The following is a 26,082-nucleotide window of genomic DNA, read 5'->3' on the forward strand; positions in this document are numbered from 1 at the left end:
CGCCCTCTCCCCGGTGACGAGAAAGCCGGATGGCACCTAGCAGTCGCATAGTTCTGTACGCTACCCTTCCAACAACGTCGGAACAACGTGACCGCGTTGGTGATGTACACGTTGCCGGGATCCATGCCGGCGTCGTCCACCGCCTCGCGCAACAGCCGGCCGGCCGGGCCGACGAAGGGCAGACCTTTCTGGTCCTCGACGTCGCCCGGCTGCTCACCGACGAACACGACGCGGGCGTCGGCGGCACCGCGGCCGAACACCGTCTGAGTCGCGTTCTGGTAGAGCTCGCAGCCTTCGCAGTGAGCAGCGGCGGACTTGAGCTCGTCGAGCTCGTGTGCGTTCGGCGGAACGAAATGCTGCGCCCCGATGGGAGCTTCGGTCCTCGGCATGTCACCGTTCTACCCGCTGCCCAGCCGTCCACGCCCGGCGGTATCCCCTGAACGGGGTGGAACAGGGGCGGCGTCATCGGCCCGGGCTGCTCACGGCAGGCGGGTGAAGGGCAGCGGCCACGGTCTCTGCCAGAGGCTCGATGGCGTCGTCGTCGAGCGGGCTCACAGTGATCCGTACTCCCGGTGGCGCGTCCATGCGGAACAGGGAGCCGGGAGCCACCGCATACCCCGCATCTCGGAGAGCGGTCACCAGACGGGTTTCGTCAGGAGTGCGTACCCATAGATTGATGCCGGTCCGACCGTGGACCTGGACCCTCCGGGAGGTCAGGGCGTCGTGCAGCGCGCGACGCCGACGGTCGTAGCTCTTGCCGGCGTCAGCGATCTGCGCCGCGACCGCCTTCTCCTGCCAGAGTCGGAGAAGCAGACGCTGCATCACTGTGGAGACCCAGCCGGTGCCGATCCGCATCCGGCCCTCCACGCGGGCGATGGTCGCCTCGTCGCCCGCCACCACCGCGACGCGCAGGTCTGGTCCGAAAGGCTTGGAAGCCGACCGGAGGAACGCCCACGATCTGGTTGCGCCGCTCAGGCAATGCAACGGTACGCCGGCGAGCTCGGCGGCGTGATCGTCCTCGATCAGGAGCACCTCCGGGCTGAGCGACAACGCCTTACGGATCGCGGAGGCGCGCTCGGCTGTCACGGCGGCGCCCGTGGGATTCTGGGCGCGGGCGGTGATGATGACGGCGCGCACGCCGGCCGCGAGCGCGCTGAGCAGACTGTCGGGAACCGGACCCTCGTCGTCGACAGCTACCGGCACTGCAATAAGGCCCAGCGCCGCGAGCAGGTCCTGGAGATTGGCCCAGCCCGGGTCTTCGATCGCGACCGGATCGCCCGGCCGCAGATGCGTCGTGAGCAGGCGCTCGATGGCGTCGAGGGCGCCGTTGGTGACGGTGACGGCCGCGTCGGCCACTGGGACGCCGTCGGCTTCGAGGCGGTCACGGGCCACGTCGATGAGCTCGGGCATGGCGCCGGCTGCCGCGTACCCGAAAGGGGAGCCGACCACATCGGACAGTGCGCGAAGATGCGGACCCAGAGCAGGCAAGAGGCGGACGTCAGGGTCGCCGGACGAGAGATCCAGCGCGCCGTCGGGGACGGGCAGTCGCATCGCCGCACGCGGGCCGGCGACCGGAGGCCGCCGCCTGATCCTGGTGCCACGCCGTCCGGAGGTCTCCACGATGCCTCGCTGGCGCAGGTCCTGATACGCCTTCGAGACCGTGGCCGGGCTGACGTGCAGCTCATCGGCGAGAACCCGGATCGGCGGGAGCGCATCTCCCCAGACCCAGTCGCCCCGCCGGACGCCCGCCTCGATGCTCGCCGAAATCGAAGCGGCGGTCGAGCCACTGACCTGATATTGTTCTGCCACAGCGATGATTCTGTACTAGTACAATGGCTTTGGCAAGGAGGCACCGGTGACCGACCTCTACCAGCCCACGGCGCGGACGACGGCGACCCGCTACCGCGATCGGATGCACTATGAACGCGACGCTGCGCACAAGATCTTGGACGAGGCGTACGACTGCACGGTGGCATTCGTGGTCGACGGGGAGCCCCGCGTTCTGCCTACGCTGCACGTTCGGGTCGGCGAGACGATATATCTGCACGCCTCGACCGGGGGCCGCCTCGGATTGACGGCACGTGCCGACGGCATCCGGGTCTGCGTGTCCGTGACCCTGTTGGACGGGCTCGTCTACGCGCGCTCGCAGTTCCATCACAGTGCCAACTACAGGTCGCTGGTGGCACACGGCACCGCGCACCCCGTCACGGACACCGGCGAGAAGGCCACCGCGATGACCGCCCTGGTGGAGAAGCTAGGAGCGGGGCGGGCGGCCGACAGCCGCCCACCCACAACCCGGGAGTTGGCCAGCACCGTCGTTCTCGCACTGCCGTTGGCTGAGGTTTCGGTACGGGCTCGCGCGGGTGGAGTGGCCGACGATCCCGAAGACCTCACGCTGCCGCACTGGGCGGGAGTGCTCCCGTTGCAACGCATCGCCGGCCCGCCTCAGCCGGATGCCGGAGTGAGCACGCCCCCGCCGGCTTACCTCGCCCGCCACCCGTCGCCGTGGACCACGGCGGAGCCGATGCGCGGGCAGCACGTCGCGCTGGAGCCACTCGCGCCCGGACACGTCGACGGACTACTGAACGCGCTTGCGGACGACGACGTCTGGCAGTTCCTGCCGTCGCCGAAGCCACGGACCCGCGAAGAGATGGCCGAGCACGTCGAGAGCGCTGCGCGCGGGCAGTGGGCAGGAGAGCGCGTCGCCTGGGCACAGTGCGACCCGGCCACCGGCGAAGTCATGGGAATGACCAGCTATCACGACGTGGACGAGGAACGAGCCTCACTCGGCATCGGACACACGATTCTCGGCCGCCGGTGGTGGCGCACCGGCGTCAACACGGAGGCGAAGCTGCTGCTGCTGGAACGGGCCTTCGAGGTGCTGGGGGCGGAGCGCGTGTTCTGGTACACGGACATCCGCAACGAGAGGTCGCAACGGGCGATCGCCCGGCTGGGCGCCAGCCGAGACGGGTTGATCCGGCGGCATCGGCTACGGCCGGACGGGACGTGGCGGGACTCGGTGATGTTCGCAATGACGGCGGACGAATGGCCGGGGGCCCGCGAGCGACTGCGGACCCGGCTGGCGGCTGCCTGACGGGCCGAGCAGACGGCGAGAAGCGCGGAGGGAGGCGAGGCGCGCCGAGCGGAACAGCAGGCGGACTGGCAGAGGTTGCGGCGGAACGGGCCTCGGGCGAAGCGCGACAGGCAGAATGCGGCCTGCTCGAAGCGCGACAGAGCGAACGGGTCCCACGCGAGGCGCGACAGGAAGAACGCGCCCCGCGCGAGGCACGACGAGCAGGAGACGCCCCACGCGAGGCACGATCCACGAGACCCCGCCGCACACCTGATGCCTGACTTGGGCAGCTCCGTGGGGAAGACCACAGCGTATTGGCCGAGCGGACCACTGCTGACCCGATCGCGGCGAACCGAGGATTAGAGCGTGCTGGGTATCACCGGATTCTGGACGTACGTGTTGGGCACCGTGGCCATCGTTCTGCTGCCCGGGCCGAACTCGATCTTCGTGATCTCCGTTGCCGCCCAGCGTGGCGTGCGGGCCGGGTATCGCGCCGCTTGCGGGGTGTTCGTGGGCGACACCGTTCTCATGGTTCTCGCCGCGGCGGGGGTTGCTTCACTGCTGAAGACATACCCGCCGATCTTCATGGTCGTGAAGTACGCCGGTGGCGCCTATCTCGCCTGGGTGGGCGTGGGCATCATCAGAAGTGCCTGGCGAATGGTGCGAGCCCGGGGCACGGCCACCGGCCGGACCGACGCGGCGGCCAGGGGCGCGGACCCTGCGGTCACGAGGCCTGCGGCCGACGGAGCTGCCGTAGCCAGCCAGGCCACCCCGGCCCACCCAACCAACAGGCCCGCGGCCGACGGAGTCGCCGCAGCCAACCAGGCCACCCCGCCCGCCGGGGCTCAGTCCGGCAAGACCCCCGGAACACAGAGGCCGTTCCGGCGGGCAGTGATCGTCAGCCTGCTCAACCCCAAGGCGATCCTCTTCGTCGTCTCGTTCTTCATTCAGTTCGTCGACCCGGGGTACGCGCATCCCGCCTTCTCTTTCCTCGTGCTCGGTGCGGTGCTGCAGTTCTTCAGCGCGCTGTACCTGAGTGGGCTGATCTTCGGGGGGCAGTTCCTGGCCGGGCAGTTCCGGCGGCGGCGCCGGCTGTCGGCTGCCGCTTCCACGGGGATCGGGATGCTGTTCGTCGGCTTCGGGATCAAGCTCGCTACCGCTAGTGCCGGCTGAGCGCGATGGGGCTGCCCGCCCCAGAGTGCGTCGAACACAGGCTGCACGCTGGCGCTGACGACCTTGACTGGTCGTTGACCCGCCTCACTACGCGGGGCAGTCACCAAACTCGCGCACACACAGCAGTTACAAACGTTGGAGACCAGACACGGCAGACGCAAATCCGGACGCGGCAGGCACCGGCGCAGACACGGCGGGCCTAAACGCTGAAGATCCAGGACCGCGTGGCCGAGCTCTTCGAGCTCGACCACCTGGCCAACGCCGCAAACGCTGGACACCCGACGCGCAGACGCAGACTGCGGAGACGGGGCCGCGACAGCCGCGTGGCACAGGTCGTGACACGGCGGCCGCCCAGCACAGGCCATCACACGGCGGCCGCCCGGCACAGGCCATGACACCGGCGGGCGCGAACGCCCGACTCCCCCTACCCCGCGTGCATTCCCCCGGCCTCCGGCAACCCGGGCGCCCCCGCCGGCAACGCCTCGCCGATCGCCCGCCGTACCTCCGCCTCCCAATCCCTCGCCGCCACCTCGAGGTGCCCGACCCGAAAGCTGGCGTACCTGTCCTCCGCCCGGTGCAGCAGCCCGCCGTGCTTCTCCAGCTCGAGAATCACCTCCACCCCCTCCGCATCCGTCACGAAGGTCAGCTCCATCTCATCCATCCCGACACCGCGCGGCGGGACGAAGGCGATCTCCTGGTAGAACGGCAGCTCCTGGCGTACCCCGTAGATCGCTCCTCGTTCGACGTCGGCGTGCCGGAAGGTGAAGCCGAGGCGGTGGACGGCGTCCAGCACCGCCTCCTGCGCGGGCAGCGGATGCACGCACACCACATTCACGTCGCCGTTGTCGACCGCCTTCTCCACCGTCAGCTCAGTGCGCAGGCCCAGGGACATTCCGCTGAGCTTTTTCCCGTACGCGTGGGTCAGGGGCGTCTCCCACGGCAGCGTGATGCTGAACGGGATGTCCTGGTGCTGCCCGGCCGCGAGGGTGAAACCCGCGGCGACCCACGCGCGGTGGAACTCGATGAGGGCGTCGCCGTCCTCGGCCTCGACGCGTGTCACGAGGCCCACCGCGAGGGTTTCGACCGCCACGTCGTAGTCCCCGCCGGTGAGGCGGACCGCTCCCAGGAGCTCGCCGCCCGGGTACGCGTCGGGGGTGGCGAGGGCCGTGTCGACGGTCGGGCCGCCTACGCCGAAGGCGCGCAGCACCTTTTCGAAGACCATCCCCGCACCCCTCTCAGCGCATGCGCCTGCCTACCGGTACGGGATCAGTCTCGTCGTCGAACTCGCCGATGACCTGCTCCAGCAGATCTTCGAGGGCCACGAAGCCCACTCTTTCCCCGCGACGGGTGACCATGGCGAGCTGCGCGCGGGCCGCTCGCATCGCCGTCACCGCGTCCGTGACCGTCGTGCCGGCGTCGAGGACGAACGGGGGGTCCATCAGGTCCTCGGCTGTCGCCGGGATTCCGGTGGTCGTGGCGCGTACGGCTTCGCGGACGTGGACGACGCCGACCACCTCGCCCGGGGGTGCGACCACCGCGAGCCGTGACCGTCCGCTGCGCAGGGAGGCTTCCTCCACCTCTGCCGCCGACGAGTCCGGGGCGACCGTGACGAGCTGCTCGTCCGGGATCAGCAGGTCGCGGACCTTCATCTCCTGCAGCTTCAGCATGCTGGTCAGCAGCTCGGTCTGCTCGGCTCCGATGAGACCTTCCGCCCGTGACCTCTCGAGCAGGATGTTCATCTCCTCAGGGCCGTGCGCCTGCGCGAGCTGGTCCTGCGGGTGCACGCCGAACGGCTTGAGCGCCAGGTTCGCCAGGGCGTTGAGGCCGAGCAGCGCCGGGCGGGCCAGCCGGACGAAGCCTCGGAACGGCAGGGCCAGCAGGGTCGCCGAGCGTTCCGGGTCGGTGATCGCCCAGCTCTTCGGCATCATCTCGCCGATGACCAGGTGCAGGAAGGTCACGACGACGAGCGCCACCAGGAGGGCGACGGCCGCGCTGGGGACGTCCGGGAGGCCGGCGGCGTGCAGCGCGGGGTGGAGCAGGTGTTCGATGGCGGGTTCGGCGAGCGCGCCGAGGCCGAGCGAGCACAGGGTGATGCCGAGCTGGGCGCCGGCCAGCATCAGGGACAGTTCGCGGCTGCCGTCGAGGGCGGCGCGGGCGGCGCGGCTGCCTTCCGACGCGGCGTGTTCGAGGCGGTAGCGCTTGCTGGCCACCAGGGCGAACTCGGCGGCCACGAAGAAGCCGTTGCCGATCAGCAGCAGCAGGGAGCAGATGACGGCCCAGGTGGTGCTCATGAGACCACGATCCGGACCGACTCGGGGACGTGGCGGTCCACGGAGAGCACCGCGAGGTCCGCTCCGGAGTCGAGCGACACCGAGTCGCCGACCTGCGGGACCCGGCCGAGGTGGGACATCACCAGGCCGGAGATGGTGTCGTAGTCCGTGCCTTCCGGGAGGTCGACGCCGGTGGCGTCGGCCACCTCGTCGATGCGCCAGCGGGCCGGGACGATCCAGGAGCCGTCGTCCTGGCGGGCCGGGGCGGGCTCCGGGAGGTCGTCCTCGTCGCGGATGGGGCCGACGAGCTCCTCCGCGATGTCCTCGAGGGTGATGATGCCCGCGAAGCCGCCGTACTCGTCGACGACGCAGGCGAGCTGGCGGTGGCCGGCGCGGAGGCGGTCGAGGACCGTGGGCAGGCGCAGCGAGGCGGGCACGAGCAGGGGCGGCACGGCGAGGGCCGAGATCGGGGTGGTGGCGCGGTCGGCCGGGGGGACGGCGAGGATGTCCGCTATCCCGACGATGCCGATGATCTCGTCCACGCCCGTACCGGATCGGACCGGGAAGCGGGACCGGCCCGTGCGCAGGAGGTGCACGACCTGCGATGCCGGGTCGGAGGCCTGCACGGTGTGGACGTCCACGCGGGGCACCATCACCTCGGAGGCCGTCCGGCGGCGGAAGTCGAGGCCGCGGTCGAGCAGGGCGGAGAGCTCCGGGTCCAGGTGACCCTCGGCGCGCGACTCGGCGATGATCTGCTCGAGGTCCTCCTCGGTCGCGCCCTCCGGCAGCTCCTCGATCGGCTCGATGCCGACGCGGCGCAGGAGCTTGGCCGCGGCCGCGTCGAAGAGCTTGATGACCGGGCCGAACACCTTCAGGTACAGCAGGGTCGAGCGGCTCAGCGCCTTGGCGATCCCTTCGGCGCGGGCGATCGCCAGGTTCTTGGGGGCGAGCTCGCCCAGGACCATCTGCACGACCGTCGCGATGACCAGGGCCAGCACGATGGCGACCGGCATGCTGACGGCCGCCGGCACGCCCGCCACGCCGAGCAGGCCGGCCAGGCCCTCGCCGAGGAACGGCTCGGCCACATAGCCGACGATCAGGGCGGTGACGGTGATGCCGAGCTGGGCGCCGGACAGCACGAACGAGAGACGCTCGGTGACGGCGAGGGCTCGGCCGGCGGCCTTGTCGCCCTGCTCGGCCTGCTGACGCAGGCGGCTGCGGTCGACGGCGACGTAGCCGAACTCCTGGGCGACGAAGTAACCCGTCACGGCCGTCACGACGACGACCAGCAGAAGGCCCACCAGGATCAACATGGCGGGGCCGGGAACCGGGAAGGCCGGGCATTGCCCGGCCTCATACTGCCACTCATCAGAAAAAGGGTAACAGCCCGGCGGAACCTCAGGACTGGGTGATCACGATGTCGTCGACGGCCGCCTCGACCAGGCTGGCGGTGCCCGCGTCGGCGGCCTCCACCTGCAGGCGGATGGTCTGACCTGCGTACGCGGCGAGGCTGACGGTCGCCTTCTGCCACGAGGCGGCCCGGTCGGCGGCAGCGCCGGCCTGGCTGAAGACCGTGGTGGCGCTGGTGCCGGAAATCACCTGCACGCGGAAGTAGTCGGCGCTCGTGGCGTTGTTCAGGTGCGCCAGGTACCAGGAGAAGGACAGTGACGATGCGCCGCTCGGCAGGGTGATCGCGGGTGAGCGGATCGTCGTGGTGCCGCCGTCGACGTCGTTCGCACCCGCGCTGGAGCCCGCGGAGGCGCCGGTCACCAGGTCGTTGGTGCCGTTGACCGTGGTGCCGAGCTGGGTGGCGACGCCGGACGAGGTTGCGGCGGGATCTCCCCGCTCCCAGGCTCCGGTCGTGGCGGTGTCTGTGCCCGCGGCGTTGGTGGTCCAGCCCTTGGCGGTCTCGAAGTCGTCGGCGAACACCGACGGGCCGGGCGGTGTCACCGTGCCGGCGGCCAGCGTCCAGACCGCGTACGCGATGGCGTCCGAGTTCCGGTCCAGCGCGGTGTCGTTGATGTTGGCACTCGTGTCGCAGGAGCGGTGGTAGCAGGCGTCGAACGCGGCCTGCGTACCGCCCCAGAGCTGGACCTGCGCGGCGGTCTTGCGGCCCTCGGCGCCGGTGAAGATGCCGCCCGCCGGGATGCCGGCCGCGATGAACGGGCCGTAGTCGCTGCGGCCGTCGAAGTCGGTGCCGCGGGTCGGTACGCCGATCGACGTGAAGTACGCCTCCAACGTGTCCTCGATCTCCGCCGAGCCCGCGGGCCCGGGGCCCGAGCCGGTGCCGTCGGAGTTGTCGCCGTCGTAGAGGAAGTAACCGGGGTTCGGCGAGCCCACCATGTCGAAGTTCAGGTAACCGGTGATGGCGGCCTTCTGCGCGGAGCTCAGCGAGTTCACGTACGCGGTCGAGCCGCGCAGCCCCAGCTCCTCGGCACCCCACCAGCCGAACCGCAGGTGGCGGCTGGGCTGGAAGCCGCTGCGGGCCACGGCGAGGGCGACCTCGAGGTTGGCGGCGGAGCCGGAGCCGTTGTCGTTGATGCCCGGACCCGCCGTGACGCTGTCGAGGTGCGCGCCGACCATCAGCGTGTCGTTGGTGTCGCCGCCCGGCCAGTCGGCGATGAGGTTGTAGCCGGTGGCTCCGCCGTACGTGAAGGACTGCTGCTGGGTCTGGAAGCCGGCGGCGTCGAGCAGGCCCTTCACGTAGGTGACCGATGCGAGGTAGCCGGGGCGGCCGTGGGCGCGGTTGCCGCCGTTGGCCGTGGCGATCGACTGCAGCTGCGCCAGGTGGTTCTTGACGTTCGCGAGCGGGATGTCCGGGGGCGCCACGGCGGCGGCCTGCGCCGGGGCCGCGGCGACGGTGACCAGCAGGGCCGTCGCGCCGATCAGGGGTAGTGCTCTCACAGGAGTCCTCCGCGGGCTCGGGTCGCCGTCGCCGAGGGTGTGGCGGCGGCCACGCCGAGCATTGCAGAGGTCACGGTCTATGAACTCATACCGTCTGGCCCATATCGCTAAGCGTCGGTGTAGAAGGTGCTGACGATCATCCCCCAGGTCGCGAAGTTTGCCGGCCAGTCGAGGTCGCGGGTCATCAGACCGAACGCGTAGCCCCGGCCGTCCGAGGCGATCCAGCGGGTCATCGCGTGCATGCGGACGCCGGTCGGGCCGTCGTACGCGTACTCCCAGTCGGCGGCGCGGGTGAGCGACGGCACCTTTCTGAGGGCGTACTGCTGATAAGCCGGCAGGTCACCGGCCGCCTTGAGCCGGGTGACCTCGGCGCGGCAGGCTTTGACCGGGTCACCCTTGGCGTTGCGTTCCGGGTCGACGCTCAGCACCCGCAGGTTGTCCGGGTCGCGGAAGCAGAGCGTGGTGCCGATCCGCTCGTAGGTCCAGCCGTCCGGCACCGCGATGTGGAAGTCGTCCTGGGTGAAGTAGGACCAGCCCTGGTAGAGCGCCCAGCCGTTGCGCAGCTTCTCCGCTCCGGACTGCGGGGTCCTGGGCAGTCCGGGCGTGGCCGGGCTCAGGCAGTTGACCGGGCTGAAGCCGCCCGCGCTGCCGCCGACGCCGGAGCGGGACGTGCTCTCGGGCAGGGTGGTGCCGGTCGCGCTGGGCGGTGCGACCGGGTCGTCGTCGCGCAGGACCAGGCCCGCGACCACGCCGCCCGCGCCGAGCACCGCCGCCGCTGCCACGCTCGCGACGAGCACCCGCGACCGGGAGCGGACCGGCACCTCCGGCGGGCGGGTTCGCTGCGCCGGAATCAGCGGTGCGCTGGGATGCGTCTCCACCCGCGCAGCGGCAAGCGTCGCGGCCCGCTGCAGCGGCGCGGCCTCGGCGTCGGGAGACCTCCTCGGCGACGGTACGACGGGAGCAAGCGTGACCGTGTCCTCCGGGGCGAGCACGGCGCGCAGCCGCTCCCGCACCTCCTCGCCGGTGAGGCGCTCCACCGGCTCGCGCCGCAGCAGGCCCATCAGCACCGGGCCGAGCGGGCCGGCCCGGGTCGGCGGATCCGGCTCCTCGGTCGCGAGCGCCATCAGGGTCGCCATCGCGCTCTCCCGGGCGAACGGCGAGCGGCCCTCGACGGCGGCGTACAGGGTCGCGCCGAACGACCACAGGTCCGACTCCACGGTGGACGCACCGTCGCGGGCTCGTTCGGGTGAGACGTACTGCGGGGAGCCGACGACCAGGCCGGGTCCGGTCACCGAGCCGTCGTCGACGAACGTCGCCAGGCCGAAGTCGGTGAGCACCACCCGGCCGTCGGTGCCGATGAGGACGTTGTGCGGCTTGACGTCGCGGTGCAGCACGCCGGCGCGGTGCGCGGCGGTGATCGCCTCCAGCACGTCGAGGCCGATACGGGCGGCCGCCAGCGGCGGATAGGGTCCGTCCTCGCCGATCACCTGGTGCAGGGAGCGCGACGGCACGTACTCCATCACGATCCACGGCAGATCCTCCGCGTGCACGACGTCGTAGATCTTGACCACGTGCGGGTGGTTGAGCCGGGCCGCGCTGCGGGCCTCGCGCAGCGTCCGGGTGCGCAGCCGGGCCTTCTCGTCGCCGGTCATCCAGTCCGGCGGGACGAACTCCTTGACCGCGACGTCACGGTCGAGCATCTCGTCGCGCGCCAGCCAGACCCGGCCCATACCTCCGGCACCGACCGGCTCGTGGAGACGATACCGACCGGCGATGAGCATCCGCCTGACCGCCATCGGCTCCCACCCGTCGCTTCGTATTCAGGATAGTCGCGGCGTACGGACGTCGGGAACCTCGATCACCCGGCCACCGCGTACACCACTAGATTGTCCCGGTATGACCGCAGGCTGCGGTCGAAGACTCCCCCGCACGTGATGAGCCGCAGTTGCCGATCCGGCGTCGGGCCGTAGACACGGTCGGTCGGGAAGTCCCTCTTCGGATACCAGGCCGTCCCGGTGACGGTGAACATGACCTTCGCACCGCCGCGGTCCACCTCGATCCGGTCGCCGACGTCGAGCTCCCGCAACCGGTAGAAGACGGCCGGCCCGCTCCTGGAGTCGACGTGTCCGGCCAGCACCGCCGGGCCGACGTCGCCGGGCACGGTGCCGTCGGCGTACCAACCGGCGCGCTCGTCGCCCTTCGGGGGCACCAGTTCGCCGTCCGCACCGAGATGCAGCGTCTCCAGCGCCGTGTCGATGCCCAAGGCCGCGACCCGCAGGCGGGTCGGTGGGCCGCTCAGCTGCGGCTTCGCGGTCCGGAAAGGGTCCGGCAGGCCTTCCGGTTCCGGCCAGTTCGACGGTACGCGCACAGCAGGCGCGACTGAATCAGGAGTGGTGTCGCCCCGCCGCCCCAGCTCGGCAGCGGGACGCGGCTCGCGCACGATCAGGTAGCCGGCCGCGACGACGAATCCGGTCAGCACGGCGACGGCCACGGGCAGGAGTGCACGCCGTACCGTCATCGCACCGTCCGCGGGCGCCGCCTGAGCACCACCACCACGCCACCGGCGAGCACGGCCGAGACGCCTGCCAGCAGCAATGCCATCGGCAGGGGCGAGCCCGGCCGGGTGCCACCGGCGCCCGTGGCCACTCCGCCCTGCGGGACGCCGCCCTGACGCGCCGCGTCGATGTGGAGCTCCGGCTTGAGGCCGCCGTTCTTGTCGTCGAGCACGAGCAGGGAATAGACGTTGCCCGCGCCGAGCGTGCACGGCAGGTCGCTGGCCCTGCCCCCACCGGAGGGCTGCACCTTCACCGTCCACTTGCCCGGGTTGACCTCGCGGTACGCGGTGGTGGTGGCGAACGCTACGCCGTCGGCGATGGACCTGCCGTTGGCGCCGCCCACGTCGAGCACGGGTGCGCGTACCGAAGCCTGAATGATCCTGATCTTCGACTCGTCCCGGCCGGGCAGCCGCAGGTCGTCCTTGAGCACGCGCAGGCCCAGGTCGGCGTAACGGCCCACACCGGCCACCGTGTACGCGGCGCCGTCCTCGACCGTGACCTGCGTGGTGAGCACCGGCGGCGTGCTCGCGGCGGCACCCGCCTTGCGCATCGCCACCGAGTAGGTCCCCGCCGGCAGCCGCAGATAGTCCGACATGGCGCCGTACGCGACGCCGTCGAACCGCTGCTGCTTGACGGTGCCGCCCTTGAGGTACACATCGACCGCCGGCGTGTCCGGCGAGAGATGCGCCAGGCGGACGTATCCGGCTCCGGCAGCCGCCGCGGGCGTCGCCGGTGCCAGGAAAGCGGCGAGCATGACGAGTGCGGCAGCGATGCGCTTCACCACGGAGCCTCCGTTCGGTCTCAGCGTCCGGCCTCAATGTGCTCTCCGTCACCAGACGCGCACCATGGTCCATCCGGCCGGGCCTCTCCGCCGGTCGGGCGCCCGGACTGTGACCCGGCGTCCGATTGATGCCCGTCGTGCCTGCCTGGTGCGCATCCCCGATTCGAAGCAGCGGCGCCGATGGATGTCCTCGACGTCGCGCATTTCTGTCACACCCCCGGGGCACCATGAGAGGCGTGTCAGACGTGCTGGAGCAGTTCGGCCTCGCCACCCGGGAGTGGTTCAAGGCCGCCTTCGCCGCGCCCACCGCCGCCCAGGCGGGGGCATGGGCGGCCATCGGGGCACGCCGCAATGCCCTCGTGGTCGCTCCGACCGGCTCCGGCAAGACCCTGGCGGCGTTCCTGTGGTCGCTCGACCGGCTCGCCCACGAGCCCGCGCCCGAGGACCCGAAGCACCGCTGCCGCGTCCTCTACGTCAGCCCGCTCAAGGCGCTGGCCGTCGACGTCGAACGCAACCTGCGGGCCCCGCTGACGGGCATCCGGCAGGCGTCGGGCCGGCTCGGCGTGCCGCCGCCGGACATCACCGTCGGCATGCGCACCGGGGACACGCCGGCCGACGAGCGCCGCAGCTTCGCGCGCACGCCGCCGGACATCCTGATCACCACGCCCGAGTCGCTCTTCCTCATCCTGACCTCCGCCGCCCGCGAGTCGTTGCGCGGCGTCGAGACGGTGATCATCGACGAGGTCCACGCCGTGGCCGCCACCAAGCGCGGCGCCCACCTGGCGCTGTCGCTGGAACGCCTCGACGCCCTGCTCGGGCGACCCGCCCAGCGCGTCGGCCTGTCCGCGACCGTGCGGCCCATCGAGGACACCGCCCGTTTCCTCGGCGGGGCCCAGGACGTCCAGATCGTGCAGCCCCGCAGCGCCAAGACCATCGAGGTCACCGTCCAGGTCCCGGTCGAGGACATGACCCGCCTCGACGAGGTGCCCGACACCGACGCGGACGATCCCGGCGCGGGGCGCCACTCGCCGTCCATCTGGCCGGCGGTCGAGGAGCGGGTGCTCGACCTCATCCAGGAGCACCGCTCGACGATCGTCTTCACCAACTCGCGGCGCGGCGCCGAGCGCCTCTGCGCGCGGATCAACGAGCTGGCCCTGGAACGGGCCGGCGGGGAGCTGACGCCGGCGCCACGGCCGCCGGCGCAGGTCATGGCCCAGTCCGGTGAGGCGGGCGGGGCGCCCCCCGTCGTCGCCCGCGCCCACCACGGCAGCGTGTCGCGCGAGGAGCGCAAGCAGATCGAGGAGGCGCTCAAGTCGGGGCAGCTGCCGGCCGTGGTCGCCACCTCCAGCCTCGAGCTGGGCATCGACATGGGCGCGGTCGACCTGGTGGTGCAGATCGAGGCGCCGCCGTCGGTCTCCGCCGGCCTGCAGCGCATCGGCCGGGCCGGGCACCAGGTCGGCGCGATCTCCCGCGGCGTGGTCTTCCCGAAGCATCGCGGCGACCTCGTCTCGTGCGCCGTCGTCGCCGAGCGCATGGGCGAGGGCGCGATCGAGGAGCTGCGCTATCCCCGCAACCCGCTCGACGTCCTCGCCCAGCAGGTCGTCGCCATGGTGGCGCTGGACGAGTGGCACGTCGACGAGCTCGCCGCTCTCGTCCGCCGCGCCGCGCCCTATGCCGAGCTGCCCGACTCGGCCCTGCACGCGGTGCTGGACATGCTCTCCGGGCGCTACCCGTCCACCGCCTTCGCCGAGCTGCGCCCCCGGCTGGTCTGGGACCGGACCACCGACCGGCTCACCGGCCGCCCGGGCGCCCAGCGCCTGGCCGTCACCAGCGGCGGCACCATCCCCGACCGCGGCATGTTCGGCGTCTTCCTGGCCGGCTCGGAGCGCGCGTCGCGCGTCGGCGAGCTCGACGAGGAGATGGTCTACGAGTCGCGCGTCGGCGACGTGTTCCTGCTCGGGTCGACGTCGTGGCGGATCGAGGACATCACCCCGGACCGCGTGCTCGTCTCCCCCGCCCCCGGAGCGCCCGCGCGCATGCCGTTCTGGAAGGGCGACGCCCTGGGACGCCCGGTGGAGCTGGGCCGCGCCATCGGGGCCCGGTTGCGGGCGCTGACCCGCGCCGACGACGACGAGGCCACCGCCTCGCTGCGCGACTCCGGCCTCGACGAGTGGGCGGCGAACAACCTCGTGGCCTATCTGCGCGAGCAGCGGGAGTCGACCCGCAACCTGCCCGACGACCGCACCGTCGTGGTCGAGCGCTTCCGCGACGAGCTGGGCGACTGGCGCATGACGGTGCACTGCGTCCTGGGCGCCCGGGTCAACGCGCCCTGGGCCCTGGCCATCGGCCGCCGGCTCGGCGAGCGGTACGGCGTGGACGGCCAGGTCATGCCCTCGGACGACGGCATCGTGGTGCGTCTGCCCGACACCGCCGAGGAGCCGCCGGGCGCCGATCTGGTGGCGTTCGACCCGGAGGAGATCGCCCAGCTGGTCGAGGAGTCGGTCGGCACGTCGGCGCTGTTCGCGTCCCGCTTCCGCGAGTGCGCCGCCCGGTCGCTGCTGCTGCCCCGCCGCGACCCGCGCCGCCGCCAGCCGCTGTGGCAGCAGCGGCAGCGCTCGGCCCAGCTTCTCGACGTGGCCCGCGAGTTCGCCGACTTCCCGGTGACGCTGGAGGCGGCCCGCGAGTGCCTGCAGGACGTGTTCGACGTGCCCGGCCTCGTCGGGCTGATGCGCGAGATCGCGGGCCGCAAGGTGCGCCTCGTGGAGGCCGAGACCCCGCGCCCGTCGCCGTTCGCCCGCTCGCTGCTCTTCGGATACGTGGGCGCGTTCCTCTACGAGGGCGACGCGCCGCTGGCCGAGCGCCGCGCCGCGGCCCTGGCTCTCGACTCGACGCTGCTCGGCGAGCTGCTCGGCCGGGTGGACCTGCGCGAGCTGCTCGACCCGGCGGTGGTCGCCGAGAGCGAGAGCCAGCTGCAGTGGCTGACCACCCAGCGCACCCCGCGCGATGCCGAGGACGCGGCCGAGCTGCTGCGCCTGCTCGGCGACCTGGCGCCGGAGGAGCTCACGGCCCGCTCGGTCGACCTCGCCTGGCTCGACGAGCTGGCGGCGTCGCGCCGCGCCATCCGCGTGCGCATCGCCGGCCAGGACCGCTGGATCGGTGTGGAGGACGCGGGCCGCTACCGCGACGCGCTCGGTGTCGCCCTGCCGGTCGGGGTCGCCGAGGCCTACCTCGAGCCGGTCGCCGATCCGCTCGGCGACCTCGTCGCCCGGTGGGCCCGCACCCACGGCCCGTTCGCGGCGGCGACCTGCGCGGCCCGGTTCGGCCTCGGCGTCTTCGTCGTCGAGCAGGCCCTCAAACGGCTCAGCGCGACCGGCCGGGTGGTGTCCGGCGAGTTCTCCCCCGGCGGCGCCGGCAGCGAATGGTGTGACGCCGAGGTGCTGCGGCTGCTGCGCCGGCGTTCCCTGGCCGCGCTGCGCCGCGAGATCGAGCCGGTGGCACCGCGGGTGCTGGCCGCATTCCTGCCCCGCTGGCACCAGATCGGCGGGAACGCCCGCGGCGTCGACGCGCTGGCCGCCGCGATCGAGCAGCTGCAGGGCGTCGCGGCGCCCGCCTCCGCGTGGGAGCGCCTGATCCTGCCGGCCCGCGTCGCCGACTACGCACCCCCGCAGCTCGACGAGCTCTGCGCCGGCGGCGAGGTGCTCTGGGCCGGCTCGGGCAGCATCGCGGGCGGCGACGGCTGGGTCACCCTGGCCTACGCGGACAGTGCCCCGCTGCTGCTCCCGCCCCCGGACGAGGAGCTGGCGCTCACCCCGCTGCACCAGGCGATCCTCGACGCCCTCGGCGAGGGCCAGGCGCTGTTCTTCCGTTCGCTCTCCGACCGCGTCGGGTCCACGGACGACACCGCCCTCGCCGCCGCGGTGTGGGACCTCGTCTGGGCGGGCCACCTCACCAACGACACGCTCGCACCGCTGCGGGCGCTCCTCGGCGGCAGCGGCGCCCACCGCGCCAAAGCCGCCCCGGCCCGCACCCGCTTCCGCCGCCCCGGACGGCCCACCATGCCGTCCCGCAGCGGCCCACCGGCCATGGCGGGTCGCTGGTCCCGCCTCCCGGACCGCGACCTCGACCCGACCCGCCGCGCCGCGGCCCTCGCCGACCTCCTGCTCGAACGCCACGGCGTCGTCACCCGCGGCGCGGTGATGGCCGAGGGTGTCACGGGCGGCTTCGCGGCGGTGTATCCGGTCCTCGGCGCCCTCGAGGAACGCGGAGCGGCCCGCCGCGGCTACTTCGTCGAGGGACTCGGCGCCGCGCAGTTCGCCGTCCCGGGCGCGGTCGACCGGCTCCGGGCCCTGTCCGAGCCGGCCGAGCTGACCAAGCGCGCCGGCACCACGGCGGTGGTCCTGGCCGCCACCGACCCGGCCAACCCGTACGGCGCGGCTTTGCCCTGGCCGGACCGCGTCGTCGACAGCGGCAACGGCGAGACGGTCCCGGCCGCGGGCCACCGCGCGGGTCGCAAGGCGGGAGCCCTCGTGGTCCTGGTCGGCGGTGACCTCGTCCTGTACGTCGAACGCGGCGGCCGCACCCTCCTGTCCTTCACCGACGACACCGAGGCGCTCGCGGCTGCGGGCCAGGCCCTGGCGGCCTCGGTCCGGTCGGGCGCCCTGGGACCGATGTCGGTGGAGCGGGCGGACGGGGAGTCGGTGCACTCCTCACCGTTGCGCGACGCCCTGACGGCGGCGGGCTTCCGGGCCACACCTCGGGGGCTGCGCCTGCGCGGCTGAGAACCCTTTGCAAACCAACTATCTGATGGTCATGACGCGTTTTGGCGTGCACGACGACGCTGTCGCGCCGCGCGGAGTGCAGCGTGACAGCGTCGACCCTTGGATCTCGCTAAATCACGCGATCATCGACCCGGTCGTCCGGGCGCTTCAGTCTCGCCTCCCTAAAGAGAAGGATGCGGAGAACGCGTTCAGCGTCGCGCCTGCGGCGGTAATCGCCCTCACCTGTCGCCGCTTTGATAGCGATCTGAACCATCGCGAAGTAGGAGGCGACCACCGTGATGAAACCGAGGCCCAGGATCAAGGTTGTCGTGCCGCTCCCGCGCAGGATGGACAAGCTGAACCCGATGAGCCACACGAGTGAGGTGGACGCAACCGCGATCGCCTGTCCCAGCTTGTGCCGACCTGTCACCCGCAGCTCGTAGCTGAGTGCTTGCTGTTCTTCGACGCTCGCAGCGTGCCGTAGCGCAAGTTCCCGTTCATGAGCCATGGTCAGCGCTTGCTGTTCGAGATTGTGACGAAGAGCGGTAGCTTCGAGTTCCAGGCGCCTTTCTTGAAGGGCCATGTGACGCTCTTGCAGGTGTAGCCACTGAGCGGCCAGTTCGGGAGAAAGCTCCCGCGCCGCTTGAAGGATATGCGCTTCCGCAGGTGCGGGGAGGAGACCGTCAGGTGTCCGCGCAGGTTCCGTGTCGCCCGGTGCCGCCTCGTCCTGCGCGGCGCGCGCTTCGTGTTCGTCGATCCAGGCGTCCAGTTCCGCAAGACCGGCTTCGACGTCGAACCGCTCCGCCGTCTCCGCCAGGTAGTCCGGCAGCGCCTGGTAGAGCTCGGTGAGGGAAATCCGGTCAACGGGCTGAGGGGTTTCATGCTGTTCGTCGCTCATCGTTCTGTCCCGTTCTCGTCGCCGTCCTCCAGGTCGATGAAGATCTCCCGCGCCGGGCCGACCTTCGCGGTGAGCTGCTTCAGGCCCGCTCGAACGTGCTCTCGGACCGTCGACTCGTCAATACTCAGTTCCTCGGCGATCTCGGTGATCGTCCACTCGTCGGCACGCAGGAAGAAGATCTTCCGGCGCCTCGGCGGCATCTCCGCGATCACCGCCCAACTCTGAATGAGAAGTTCTCTCAATAGAACACCCCGAAGGGAAGCCGCCGGCCTAGGTTTGCCCCCGGCAAGCTCGAGGTCAGTGTCGTCGGCCGGCCTCTCGAACCTGCCGGCGCCGCGGCTGAAGGTGTTCGCCACTTTTCGGTGGAGGACTCTGAAGAGCCATCGCCGCTGGTGCTCGGCGCTGAGACTCAGGAACGAGCTCCGCCTTTTCCACGCGTCGTGGAACGTCTCCTGGACGGCCGCCCACGCCAGCTGGTCGTCCTTGTTCGTACCCGCCAGCGCGACATTGCGCATGTGTTCGGCATGCTGCTCGAACAGCTCATGGATCTGCTGACGTTGCTCGCCCGAGGTGCTGCTCACCGGTCACCGCCCCGGAGCAGCTCCCGCTGGGTGCGAAGATCGTGGACGACGAGGTGGACCGTGGTCGGAGGTGGGTAGGGGCCGGCGCCGACCCAGATCGACATGGCGGGCCCCGCCATGCTCTTGTCCTGGAAAATCACGCTGCCTCCTGGGGCGTGAGCGAAGATGTGGTCGACGGTGATGCGGCGTTGCCATTCAGCAAGGAGCCGGTAAATCATCGAGAGGGTCATGAGGACGCCGAAGGCCCAAATTGCCTGAGCGCTCGGCAGCGCCATGAAGACCTTGTGGAAGAGCTCGGTGTTGGGGACCGTCATGCCACTACTTCCCGCGATCTTGTAAATGGCGGGGGTTCCTCCGGCAAGATTTTTACAGCTTCCCAAGCGGCGGCAGGGAGACGGGGCGCCGTGTCCAGTTGGTCCCTGGCGTACGGGATCCCAGGTCTGGACTTCGCCGCAGGTGCGGTGCTCACACCCATCTACGGTCCTACCCACCATGACGCCCAGCAGAGCTGGTTGCGGGCCGAGGTGCCGTAGGTGTCGATCTCCCGGGTACTCGCCGCCGCGGTCAGGTAGTCCTCCGAATGGGGGGCGGTTATCGCTGCGCCGATGGGTGCACCGCAGGCCGAGCTTCCGAAGTGGAACTGATCCGGATTCTGCGCGCGCCGAGGCGGAGTACGACGCCGTGAAGAGAGACGTCCGTGTGGCGTACAGGCTGTGGTGTCGTCGGCGTCCTGGGCGGTCGCCGCTTTTGCCTTTGGCTACACCGCCCGGTCGATCGCCATGCTGTTCACCTTCGGCGGCCTTGGCCTGTAGGCCCTGCTCAACGTTCTCTTCATCGCCCGCCGAGTAGGGGCGGTCAACCGGTCGCGCCCGGCCGCGGTCCGGTCGGGCGCGTCGGGACCGACGTCGGTGGAGCGGGCGGACGGAGAGTCGGTGCTCTCCTCGCCGCTGCGGGACCCCCTGACGGCGGCGGGCTTCCGGGCCACGCCCAGGCGCCTGCGCCTGCCCGGCTGAAACCGTTTGACGGCATCGATAGTCTGATCCTCCGTATCTCCGGCGGACCGTGAGGCGCGAGGGGGCCCTGCCCTCTCGAGTCTCAGGAGCCGTCATGCGCCGGGCGTCCGCCCTCTCCTTCCTCCTCGTCACCGTCTTCCTCGACATGCTCGGGCTCGGCCTGATCGTGCCGATCGTGCCCGCGCTCATGACCGCCGTCGCCGGGAGCGCCCGCGACGCCGTCCTCTGGTCCGGGCTGCTCGGCTCGGTCTACGGCATGCTGCAGTTCGCCATCGCCCCCCTGCTCGGGTGTCTGTCCGACCGGTACGGCCGACGGCCCGTGCTGCTCGCCTCGCTGGGCTGCCTCGGTGTGGACTGGCTGGCCCACGCGGTCTCCCCCAGTCCGTGGATCCTCCTGGTGTTCCATGCTCTCGCCGGCGCGTGCGCGGGAACGGGCACGGTGGTCAACGCGTACATCGCTGACGTCACCGAGCCCGGGGCGCGGGCTCGCGCGTACGGGCTGATCGGGTCCGCGTTCGGGCTCGGCTTCGTCGCCGGCCCCGCCATCGGTGGCCTGCTCGGCGGCGTCGACGTACGCCTGCCCTTCTTCGCCGCCGCCGCGCTGTCGTTCGCCAACGTCGCGTACGGCTGGTTCCTGCTGCCCGAGTCACGGCCGGGCGACCGGACGACCCCGCTCGCCTCGCGGGTGGCGAACCCGTTCGGCGCGGTCGCGGCGGTGCTGCGCCGGCCGGTGCTCGGGCCGCTCGCCTGGGCCCGCTTCTGCTCCGACGTCGCCCGCATGACCCACCAGTCGACGTGGGCGTTCTTCCTCACCTACCGGTTCGCCTGGAGCACCGCCCACATCGGCGTGGTGATGGCGGCGGCCGCGCTCGCCGGCGCGCTCGTGCAGGCCCGGGCCGTCGATCCGATCGTCCGCCGGCTCGGCGCCAAGCGTGCCGCGGTGACCGGCGGCGTGCTCGGCGTCGCGGCGCTCACGGGCACGGCGTTCGTGTCGGCGCCCTGGATGCTCCATGTCCTCCAGGCGGTCGGCGTGCTGGGCGCGATCGGCGGCACGGCGGCGCAGTCGTGGGTCTCTCGCACCGTCGGAGCCGACGAGCAGGGCACCGTGCAGGGCGCATTGACCGGGATGAGCGCCGTAGCGGAGGCCGTGGTGCCCGTTGCCGCCGGCACGGTGTTCGGTTGGTCGTTGGCGCACGGGTCACCGGGTCTGGTCTTCGTCGGTGCGGCCGTGTTCGCGGCGCTGTCAGCGCTCCTCCTCGCGGGCACGAGCTATGGTTCGCCGATGAGCGCGGGGCAGACCGAACTCCCGAAGTGGCAGAAGATCCGGATGCTGCGCGCCGAGGCGGAGTACGACGCCGTCAAGAAGGACGTGCGGGTGGCGTACGGGCTGTGGTGCGTGGTCGGCATTCTCGGCGGCCACCGCTTCTACCTCGGTGACACCGCCCGGTCGATGGCCATGCTCTTCACCTTCGGCGGGCTCGGCGTGTGGACGCTGGTCGACGTCTTCTTCATCGCCCGCCGGGTGCGGACCGTCAACCGTCGCCGCCGCGCCGCGGTCATGGCCCGATACGGCATCGTGGACTCCTAGCGGGTCACACAGAACTCGTTGCCGGCCGGGTCCCGCAACACCGCCCAGCCGGCACCGTCGGGCGAGCGACGATCGTCCATCATGGTCGCGCCGAGGCCGAGGAGGCGGTCCACTTCCGCGTCCCGGTCCCGGTCGCCCGGCTGCAGGCACACGTGCACCCGGTTCTTCACCGTCTTCTCCTCCGGCACCGCCTGGAAGAACAAGCGTGGCCCACCCGGCGGTTCGATGACGACCTCCTCGTCGCCCGGGGCGCACTCCGGGTGGACGGGGTGGCCGACCACGTCACTCCAGAACAGCGCCAGGGCGTACGGATCGGCGCAGTCGAACGACACGTTGCGGATGAACGACACCATGACGGGTCAGCGTAGGTCAGAAGTCGACGGCCAGCGCAGCGTGTACATCCAGTCCGGGCCGTCCTCGCCGGGTTCGTCCAGCTCTTCGCGGCGGCTCAGTCCCGCCCGGAGGGCGACCCGCTGGGAGGCGACGTTCCCGGGTCGCACGCGGGCCAGGATCGGCCAGTCGGCCAGGTGCTCGCCGGCCCAGCCGACCACGGCGGTGGCGGCTTCCGTGCCGAGCCCGTCGCCCCACACCGACGGGTCGAAGCGGTAGAAGAGGTTGAGCACCTCCCGGTCCCGGAACCGGACGATCTTGAGACCGCAGAAGCCGAGCGTGGTGCCGGACTGTTCCGGATGACGGACCACCCAGTAGCCGAAACCGTGCCGCCGCCAGTGCTGGTCCCATTTCGCGAAGAGGTCCTCGGCGTCCGCACGGCTCGCGAGCAGGTCCGACGGGTTGTGGCGGCAGCAGTCCGGGTCCGAGTGGATCGCGAAGATCGCGTCGATGTCGGATCGGACCGGTCGGCGCAAAGCGAGGCGTGCGGTGACAATCTCCACGGTTTGCGACTTTACGATCTAGCGCGGCAAGCCCACCAACGCGACACATACCGGCCGCGTCCGGTTGAGTAGCCGGACGGGGCCGAATGAGCAGGATCAGGCCAGCTGAGGCGCCACGGTGGCGGCTACCAGCTCGACGTGCCCCAGGTCGCTCAGGTCGAGCAGCTGGAGGTACATCCGCGACGCGCCGGCCTCCGCGTACCGGCCGAGGATGTCCACGACCTGGTCCGGGGTGCCCACGATGCCGCCGTTGCCGCGCATCTCGTCCACCTCGCGCCCGATCGCCGCCGCCCGGCGCGCGACCTCGGCGTCGTCGCGGCCCACGCACAGGACGGCGGCCGCCGAGAACTCCGGCGGGGTCTCGCGGCCGATGGCCCGGGACGCCTCGCGGACCCGGTCGTACATGGCGGGAAGGTCCTCGATCTTGCTGAACGGGGTGTTGAACTCGTCGGCGTACCGGGCGGCCAGGGCCGGGGTGCGCTTCTTGCCCTTGCCGCCCACGATGACCGGCGGGCGCGGCGACTGCGCGGGCTTCGGCAGCGCCGGGGAGTCCGACACCTGGTAGTGCTTGCCGTCGAAGCTGTAGCGCTCGCCCTGCGGCGTGGCCCACAGCCCCGTGACGATCTCCAGTTGCTCCTCGAGGCGGTCGAAGCGCTCCCCGAGCGGCGGGAACGGGATCCCGTAGGCGCTGTGCTCCGCCTCGAACCACCCGCCGCCCAGGCCGAGCTCGACCCGCCCGCCGCTCATCGCGTCGACCTGGGCGACGCTGATCGCCAGCGGGCCGGGCAGGCGGAACGTCGCCGAGGTGACCAGCGTGCCGAGCCGGATCCGCGAGGTCTGCACGGCGAGCCCGGCCAGCGTCACCCACGCGTCGGTCGGGCCGGGCAGGCCGTCACCGCCCATGGCGAGGTAGTGGTCCGAGCGGAAGAAGCCGTCGTAGCCCGCGTCCTCGGCGAGCTGGGCCACCCGGCGCAGGTCGTCGTACGAGGCGCCCTGCTGGGGTTCGGTGAAGATGACGAGACGCATGCCTCAACCCTGCCAGAGCCGGCGACGCGCCCAGGAGGCATGCCCGGCACAAAGCGTGCCGGGGCAGTAACGTAACTCCCCATGGGCTCCTATGGATGGATCAGCCTCACCACCGACTACGGCACGTTCGACGGTTTCGCCGCCGCCTGCCACGGGGTGATCGCGCGCCTGGCTCCCGCCGTACGTGTCATCGATGTCACACACCACGTGCCGCCGGCGGACGTCGCCCGCGGGGCCGCCGTGCTGGCGCAGACGGCGCCGCACCTGCCGCCGTCGGTGCACGTCGCCGTGGTGGATCCGGGGGTCGGCACCGAGCGGCGCGGCATCGCCGTCGGCACCCCGAACGGCCTGCTCGTCGGCCCGGACAACGGGCTGCTGGTGTGGGCCGCCGAGGCGCTCGGCGGACTGGACACCGTGGTGGAGCTGACCAACCGCGACTGGTTCCTCGGCGACATCTCCCGCACCTTCCACGGCCGCGACATCTTCTCCCCCGTCGCGGCGCGGCTGGCACTCGGCGAGCCGCTGACCGACGCCGGGCCGTCCGTCGACCCGAAGTCCGTGGTACGCCTGCCCGACCCGGTCGTGGCGATCGGCGACGGCTGGATCGAGGCCGAGGTCGTGACGGTCGACCGGTTCGGCAACGTGCAGCTCGCGGCCGGCGGCAGCATGCTCAGCGGCCTCGGCCCCGAGCTGGTGGTCGGCGGGGTCAAGGCGCGCCGCGCCCAGACGTTCGGCGACGCCGGCCCGGGCGAGCTCATCGTCTACGAGGACTCCGCCGGCCGGGTCGCCATCGCCGTCAACGGGGGCCGGGCCGTCGTTGTCCTGTCCGTGCGCCCCGGCGACGTGGTCCGCGTGGCGGAACGCTGAGACATGCCCGAGGGTGACACCGTCTGGAACACCGCGCGCGTCCTCGAGAAGGCGCTCCTCGGTGACGTCCTCACCGGCTCCGACTTCCGGGTGCCGCGGCTCGCGACCACCGACCTGACCGGCTGGACGGTCGCGGAGTCGGCCAGCCGCGGCAAGCACCTGCTGCTCCGCCTCACCCGCGACGACCGGGCCATGACCCTGCACTCGCACCTGCGCATGGAGGGCGCCTGGCGGGCGTACGCCCCGGGCGAGCGCTGGACCGGCCGCCCCGCCCATCTCATCCGCGTCGTGCTCAAGACGAAGCGGGCCGTGGCCGTCGGCTACCACCTGCACGAGGTGACGCTGGTCCCCACCGCCGAGGAGGACTCGCTCGTCGGGCACCTCGGCCCGGACCTGCTCGGCGACGACTGGGACCCCGCCGAGGCCGTGCGCCGCATCGCCGCGAAACCGCAGGCCAGCATCGCCGAGGCACTCCTCGACCAGCGCAACCTCGCCGGCGTCGGCAACCTCTACAAGGCCGAAACCCTGTTCCTGCGCGGCCTGTGGCCGTGGACACCGGTGGCCGACGTGCCCGACCTCGACGGCACGGTCCGGCTGGCACAGAAGCTCGTGGCCTCCAACCGGGGCCGCTGGACGCAGACGACGACGGGCTCCCTGCGCCGGGGCCAGACCAGTTACGTGTACGGCCGCAGAGCCCAGCCCTGCCGCCGCTGTGGCACCGCGATCGAGAAGGCGGACCAGGACGAACGCGTCACGTACTGGTGTCCGCACTGTCAGCCGAAGCCCGCCACATCGCCATGAGCTCGAGCGCCGCCTGATCCGGGCCGGCCGGGTCGGCGGAGAAGGCGACCAGCCGCTGCCCCGAGGCGCCCGGCACGTCGAAGTTCTCGTACCGCAGGGTCAGCTCGCCGACGAGCGGATGCCGGAAACGTTTCCGCCCGTGCGTACGCTCGCGGACGTCGCGCCCGGACCACAGCTCCCGGAACGCCTCGCTGCGCAACGTCAGCTCACCCACCAGCGTGGCCAGCGGCTCGTCGCGGGGATGACGCCCCGCCGCCAGCCGTAGCGCCCCGACGGTCGCGCGGGCGACATCACCCCAGTCGACGAAACGCTCGCGGGCAGCCGGGTCCAGAAAAGCGAACCGAGCAAGGTTGCGCTCGCGCGCGGACACCGCGTCGAAGTCGAAGAACAGCATCGCCGCCAGCCGGTTCCCGGCGAGCACGTCCATCCGGTAGTCGATCAGCAGAGCCGGCGTCCGTTCCATCAACGCCAGCAACTGGACGAGCTCGGGGCGGGCCCGCCCCGGCCGGGCGGAACGCGGCGCCGCAGTGGTGTACCGGGTCAGGTCGTGCAGGTGGGCGCGTTCCGTCTCGTCCAGCTCCAGGGCCCGGGCCAGCGCCTCCAGGACCTGCCCGCTCGGCCGGGTCGCCCGGCCCTGCTCCAGCCGCACGTAGTACTCGACGCTGATCCCGGCAAGCTGCGCCACCTCCTCGCGCCGCAACCCCTGCACCCGCCGGCGTGGGGAGACGTGCAGCCCGGCCCGCTCCGGACTCGTCCGGGCCCGGCGCGACCGCAGGAAGCGGCCCAGTTCACGGCGGTCATCCATGACGGACAGTATTCCCGCCCCCGGCCGCCCGAGGGTGGCCCTGCCGTTACCGGTAAAGCCAGGCTCTGGCCCGGCCTCCGACCTCGTCCCCAGCATG

General features: G+C 71.7%; 23 protein-coding genes. 7 read left to right on the forward strand and 16 right to left on the reverse strand.

Translation table 11 applies throughout. The features are described from left to right. Together AB0J80_RS13770 and AB0J80_RS13775 are read right to left on the reverse strand one after the other, a co-directional pair. The coding region (locus AB0J80_RS13770) for a uracil-DNA glycosylase family protein (RefSeq protein WP_364704497.1) at positions 1 to 389 on the reverse strand (389 nt) is incomplete at its 3' end. A gap of 73 nt (positions 390 to 462) precedes the next feature. Then, positions 463 to 1,809 carry an aminotransferase class I/II-fold pyridoxal phosphate-dependent enzyme gene (locus tag AB0J80_RS13775; RefSeq protein WP_364704499.1) on the reverse strand — a complete coding sequence of 449 codons (1,347 nt, stop codon included), beginning with the start codon at positions 1,807 to 1,809 and terminating at the stop codon, positions 463 to 465. A gap of 46 nt (positions 1,810 to 1,855) precedes the next feature. Here AB0J80_RS13775 and AB0J80_RS13780 point away from each other — a divergent pair, with 46 nt between their 5' ends. Next, positions 1,856 to 3,094, forward strand: a complete 1,239-nt coding sequence (locus tag AB0J80_RS13780; RefSeq protein WP_364704500.1) for a bifunctional pyridoxamine 5'-phosphate oxidase family protein/GNAT family N-acetyltransferase — start codon at positions 1,856 to 1,858, stop codon at positions 3,092 to 3,094. Positions 3,095 to 3,439: 345 nt separating this feature from the next. Next, on the forward strand, positions 3,440 to 4,246 hold the full coding sequence (locus AB0J80_RS13785; RefSeq protein WP_364704501.1) for a LysE family transporter: 807 nt from the start codon (positions 3,440 to 3,442) through the stop codon (positions 4,244 to 4,246). 424 nt (positions 4,247 to 4,670) lie between these two features. Here the strand turns inward: AB0J80_RS13785 and AB0J80_RS13790 are convergent, their stop codons facing one another. From AB0J80_RS13790 to AB0J80_RS13820, 7 genes are all read right to left on the reverse strand, one after another. Further along, complete coding sequence (locus tag AB0J80_RS13790) at positions 4,671 to 5,468, reverse strand: sporulation protein (protein ID WP_364704503.1); 798 nt, start codon at positions 5,466 to 5,468, stop codon at positions 4,671 to 4,673. Positions 5,469 to 5,481: 13 nt separating this feature from the next. Beyond that, positions 5,482 to 6,537, reverse strand: coding sequence for a hemolysin family protein (locus tag AB0J80_RS13795; protein WP_364704505.1), 1,056 nt, complete (start codon positions 6,535 to 6,537; stop codon positions 5,482 to 5,484). Then, positions 6,534 to 7,829 carry a hemolysin family protein gene (locus AB0J80_RS13800; RefSeq protein WP_364704506.1) on the reverse strand — a complete coding sequence of 432 codons (1,296 nt, stop codon included), beginning with the start codon at positions 7,827 to 7,829 and terminating at the stop codon, positions 6,534 to 6,536. The genes AB0J80_RS13795 and AB0J80_RS13800 overlap by 4 nt, the downstream gene beginning before the upstream one ends. Before the next feature lie 85 nt (positions 7,830 to 7,914). Then, on the reverse strand, positions 7,915 to 9,420 hold the full coding sequence (locus AB0J80_RS13805) for a M28 family peptidase (protein WP_364704508.1): 1,506 nt from the start codon (positions 9,418 to 9,420) through the stop codon (positions 7,915 to 7,917). A gap of 107 nt (positions 9,421 to 9,527) precedes the next feature. Next, positions 9,528 to 11,216: a protein kinase gene (locus AB0J80_RS13810; protein ID WP_364704509.1), complete on the reverse strand. Its 1,689-nt coding sequence runs from the start codon at positions 11,214 to 11,216 to the stop codon at positions 9,528 to 9,530. A gap of 62 nt (positions 11,217 to 11,278) precedes the next feature. Beyond that, entirely contained in the window at positions 11,279 to 11,938 is a 660-nt protein-coding gene (locus AB0J80_RS13815) for a class F sortase (protein ID WP_364704510.1), read from the reverse strand. After that, the gene (locus AB0J80_RS13820; protein WP_364704511.1) at positions 11,935 to 12,759 is read right to left on the reverse strand and encodes a DUF4397 domain-containing protein; all 825 of its coding nucleotides are present in this window, start codon (positions 12,757 to 12,759) and stop codon (positions 11,935 to 11,937) included. The genes AB0J80_RS13815 and AB0J80_RS13820 overlap by 4 nt, the downstream gene beginning before the upstream one ends. Before the next feature lie 224 nt (positions 12,760 to 12,983). Between AB0J80_RS13820 and AB0J80_RS13825 the strand changes: the two genes are divergently transcribed. After that, positions 12,984 to 17,534 carry an ATP-dependent helicase gene (locus AB0J80_RS13825; RefSeq protein ID WP_364704513.1) on the forward strand — a complete coding sequence of 1,517 codons (4,551 nt, stop codon included), beginning with the start codon at positions 12,984 to 12,986 and terminating at the stop codon, positions 17,532 to 17,534. Positions 17,535 to 17,643: 109 nt separating this feature from the next. On the opposite strand, the gene AB0J80_RS13830 is transcribed toward AB0J80_RS13825, so the two are convergent. Genes AB0J80_RS13830 through AB0J80_RS13840 form a run of 3 tightly spaced genes read right to left on the reverse strand, consistent with a single transcriptional unit; the run spans position 17,644 to position 19,306 of the window. Next, on the reverse strand, positions 17,644 to 18,411 hold the full coding sequence (locus AB0J80_RS13830; RefSeq protein WP_364704514.1) for a hypothetical protein: 768 nt from the start codon (positions 18,409 to 18,411) through the stop codon (positions 17,644 to 17,646). Then, entirely contained in the window at positions 18,408 to 18,992 is a 585-nt protein-coding gene (locus AB0J80_RS13835) for an RNA polymerase sigma factor (RefSeq protein WP_364704516.1), read from the reverse strand. Before AB0J80_RS13835 ends, AB0J80_RS13830 begins: the two co-directional genes overlap by 4 nt. Further along, entirely contained in the window at positions 18,989 to 19,306 is a 318-nt protein-coding gene (locus AB0J80_RS13840; protein WP_364704517.1) for a hypothetical protein, read from the reverse strand. The genes AB0J80_RS13835 and AB0J80_RS13840 overlap by 4 nt, the downstream gene beginning before the upstream one ends. A 90-nt stretch (positions 19,307 to 19,396) precedes the next feature. On the opposite strand from AB0J80_RS13840, the gene AB0J80_RS13845 reads away from it, so the two are divergent. Then, entirely contained in the window at positions 19,397 to 19,525 is a 129-nt protein-coding gene (locus AB0J80_RS13845; protein WP_364704518.1) for a hypothetical protein, read from the forward strand. 574 nt (positions 19,526 to 20,099) lie between these two features. Continuing rightward, positions 20,100 to 21,593: an MFS transporter gene (locus AB0J80_RS13850; protein ID WP_364704519.1), complete on the forward strand. Its 1,494-nt coding sequence runs from the start codon at positions 20,100 to 20,102 to the stop codon at positions 21,591 to 21,593. Here AB0J80_RS13850 and AB0J80_RS13855 read toward each other — a convergent pair. The 3 genes from AB0J80_RS13855 to AB0J80_RS13865 form a co-directional block, all read right to left on the reverse strand. Further along, positions 21,590 to 21,946 (reverse strand): VOC family protein, encoded by a 357-nt coding sequence (locus AB0J80_RS13855; protein ID WP_364704520.1) that lies wholly within the window; start codon positions 21,944 to 21,946, stop codon positions 21,590 to 21,592. The two genes, AB0J80_RS13850 and AB0J80_RS13855, sit on opposite strands and share 4 nt — an antisense overlap. A gap of 6 nt (positions 21,947 to 21,952) precedes the next feature. After that, positions 21,953 to 22,486, reverse strand: a complete 534-nt coding sequence (locus AB0J80_RS13860; RefSeq protein ID WP_364704522.1) for a GNAT family N-acetyltransferase — start codon at positions 22,484 to 22,486, stop codon at positions 21,953 to 21,955. A 96-nt stretch (positions 22,487 to 22,582) separates the two neighbouring features. Further along, the gene (locus tag AB0J80_RS13865; protein WP_364704523.1) at positions 22,583 to 23,512 is read right to left on the reverse strand and encodes a TIGR03560 family F420-dependent LLM class oxidoreductase; all 930 of its coding nucleotides are present in this window, start codon (positions 23,510 to 23,512) and stop codon (positions 22,583 to 22,585) included. 81 nt (positions 23,513 to 23,593) lie between these two features. On the opposite strand from AB0J80_RS13865, the gene AB0J80_RS13870 reads away from it, so the two are divergent. Together AB0J80_RS13870 and AB0J80_RS13875 are read left to right on the forward strand one after the other, a co-directional pair. Then, the gene (locus AB0J80_RS13870) at positions 23,594 to 24,379 is read left to right on the forward strand and encodes an SAM-dependent chlorinase/fluorinase (RefSeq protein ID WP_364704525.1); all 786 of its coding nucleotides are present in this window, start codon (positions 23,594 to 23,596) and stop codon (positions 24,377 to 24,379) included. A gap of 3 nt (positions 24,380 to 24,382) precedes the next feature. Then, the gene (locus AB0J80_RS13875) at positions 24,383 to 25,180 is read left to right on the forward strand and encodes a DNA-formamidopyrimidine glycosylase family protein (RefSeq protein ID WP_364704526.1); all 798 of its coding nucleotides are present in this window, start codon (positions 24,383 to 24,385) and stop codon (positions 25,178 to 25,180) included. On the opposite strand, the gene AB0J80_RS13880 is transcribed toward AB0J80_RS13875, so the two are convergent. Next, a complete protein-coding gene (locus AB0J80_RS13880; protein ID WP_364704528.1) occupies positions 25,131 to 25,985 on the reverse strand; it encodes a helix-turn-helix transcriptional regulator in 855 nt (284 codons plus the stop codon). The two genes, AB0J80_RS13875 and AB0J80_RS13880, sit on opposite strands and share 50 nt — an antisense overlap. Positions 25,986 to 26,082: the final 97 nt, after the last annotated feature.

The sequence above is a fragment of the Actinoplanes sp. NPDC049548 genome, from assembly GCF_040676695.1.
In the GTDB taxonomy this organism is placed as follows: Bacteria; Actinomycetota; Actinomycetes; order Mycobacteriales; family Micromonosporaceae; genus Actinoplanes.